Raw genomic sequence first — 1,796 nt, 5'->3', positions numbered from 1 at the left:
CTCCCTCTATAAATGTTGATGTATCAATGGTTTGTGCCATTTTTAAGTGTCGTAAAAAATTTTTTTGACACGTACATCTATCGTTATTTTCTAGTTATTGATTTTTCTTACAAACGGTCCGTACGCTTCGCTGTAGGAGAACCCATTAACTGGTAATATTTCTCCTAATCCAGTGCGGTATAGGGATGCACTTTTGGATCTCTGCGTTACTTATGATGACGGACCCTCCCATGTCTCTAGGCGTCTGTTTGCGCGTACATTCCTTCGTTCGGTCTATTCATAAGGCAGAGGCTGGCGATGCTCCTTTAGGGACTCGTCGCTATTAGAACGGTCGAATGGTGAATATAATGCCGGCTTCTCCGTGTCATCCTGTTGATGTAACTGTTCGATAATGGCGCTTACGCCGCCTGTTGAAGATGGGTAAAATCGTGCATCATTTGGGCTGCGTTAAAATGCCTGTGCTTCGTACACAACGCATGTAAAATCTTGAGTAGCTTTCCACATAAAACGACTACCGATTGCTTTTTACGCAGGGGATTCGTCGCCCGCATGGTGTAATAGTCATGTAATGCTTTAAAGGCTGAATTATGTTGAATCAAGGGCATCATGACGCGGAATAAGAGGGCTCGGAGTTTCCGTCTGCCTCGTTTAGAGATCCGTTTTTGTCCAGTTTGTTTACCAGAAGAATTTTCACGTAATGTGAGACCCGCTAATTTTAGTAATTGGCGTGGATGCTCGTATTGTGTGAAGGAACCGACTTCTGATAGTAGCTCGACAACCGTCGCATCTCCAATCCCTGGTACTGATGCAAGATAGTCATAATCCGTCATTTGTTTCGCGAGCTCTGTGAGCTGCGCTGTTAATTCGGTCAACTGCACCTTCATTAATCGAACCTGTGAAAGCAGTGTGGTCATTTCTAAACGGGCCATCACGAGTCCTTCTGTCAGTCCAATCGAATGTGGTGCCAGTGTCACTAATTGTTTCGCTTTTGGTAGGTGAGGATGTTTCATCCCCTCTACTTGGCGATATAAGAAAAGTAGCTCTTCCGGCGTTTTGCCGACGATATCCATTGGCAACGGTGTTTGTTCCAACACCGCATACGCCATTTTTCCGAAGCTTTTGAAGACCTGTGGAAACTCTGGGAAAAAGCGATCTAGCCAGCGAATGATGCGATTTTGAAGCGCGTTTATATCTTCTTGGAGCTTTGAACGCAAGGTCGCACCGTTTCGTAATTCAGCTTCCACGCCTTCGAGTACACGCGGATAACTGAAGCGTCCATCACGCAGTAAGCGTGCAATGACAAGCGCATCTTTTTGGTCGTTTTTCGTCTGCAGGTTATCGTCGAGTTCTTTTGAGCGATTGACGTGCATCGGATTGACCATTACAAACGGAATGCCATAGTGTGTTAAAAACGCAGCTAAGTTCATCCAGTAATGACCTGTTGGTTCGAAACCAACAAGGATCTCTTGTTTCTCATGTGCTGTCTTTAACGTAAGTAGCCGCTCATAAAACGTTTCAAATCCAATACGCGATTGAAAAATCGGAAAAGATTTTTGGAGCACACGGCCACGATCATCCACCGCACACGCGAAATGTTTGTGCTTAGCGATATCGATGCCGATGACGAGCGTATTTTCAGAAACTTGATTAATTTTTTCATTCGTATTAAAATTCATGGAATGGAGTCCTCTCTGTAGATGTTCGAGTCAATTGTCCGTTGACACTCAAGCATCATACAAGAGGGCTTTTTTATTTTCAAGTCCCCGAAAAGTTTTCTAACAGGAATGCTCCTTTCT

Annotated in this window: 1 protein-coding gene; it reads right to left on the bottom strand. The window is 44.3% G+C overall.

Translation table 11 applies throughout. From position 1 onward, the window contains the following. Nucleotides 1-398: 398 nt before the first annotated feature. Nucleotides 399-1,676: an IS110 family RNA-guided transposase gene (locus tag A6K76_RS15015; RefSeq protein ID WP_066466419.1), complete on the bottom strand. Its 1,278-nt coding sequence runs from the start codon at nucleotides 1,674-1,676 to the stop codon at nucleotides 399-401. Between the last annotated feature and the right edge of the window lie 120 nt (nucleotides 1,677-1,796).

It is taken from the genome of Caryophanon latum (assembly GCF_001700325.1).
GTDB lineage: Bacteria > Bacillota > Bacilli > Bacillales_A > Planococcaceae > Caryophanon > Caryophanon latum.
The sequence above is the reverse complement of the archived record's forward strand: the minus strand, read 5'-3'. Positions and strand labels throughout refer to the sequence as shown.

Excerpts from the sequence above, each read along its gene's own strand:
- A6K76_RS15015 (WP_066466419.1), bottom strand. The coding sequence starts at position 1,676 with ATGAATTTTAATACGAATGAAAAAATTAATCAAGTTTCTGAAAATACG.